Origin of the sequence: Algibacter sp. TI.3.09 (assembly GCF_038154905.1) — a bacterium.
Taxonomy (GTDB): Bacteria; Bacteroidota; Bacteroidia; order Flavobacteriales; family Flavobacteriaceae; genus Algibacter.
Genome location: NZ_JBAKAN010000069.1, coordinates 1 through 286, shown reverse-complemented (window position 1 = coordinate 286; position 286 = coordinate 1). Strand labels below are relative to the sequence as shown.

At 41.6% G+C, this 286-nt stretch carries 1 pseudogene; it reads left to right on the top strand.

Going from position 1 to position 286, the window contains the following annotated elements:
• A pseudogene (locus V6246_RS18360) lies at positions 1-286 on the top strand (polyribonucleotide nucleotidyltransferase); the annotation flags it as partial.

Genomic DNA, 286 nt, shown 5'->3' with positions numbered 1-286 from the left:
GGTAGATTATCGCGACAAATTTGCTGCAGCTGGGCGTTATCCTGGTGGTTTCTTCAAGAGAGAAGCAAGACCTAGTGATGGCGAAGTTTTAACTATGCGTTTAGAGGATCGTGTATTACGTCCATTATTCCCAAAAGATTATCACGCAGAAACACAAGTAATGATTCAGGTAATGTCTCATGATGATGATGTTATGCCAGAAGCTATGGCTGGATTAGCTGCTTCTGCTGCTATTCAATTATCAGATTTACCATTCGAATGCGCAATCTCTGAAGCTAGAGTTGCA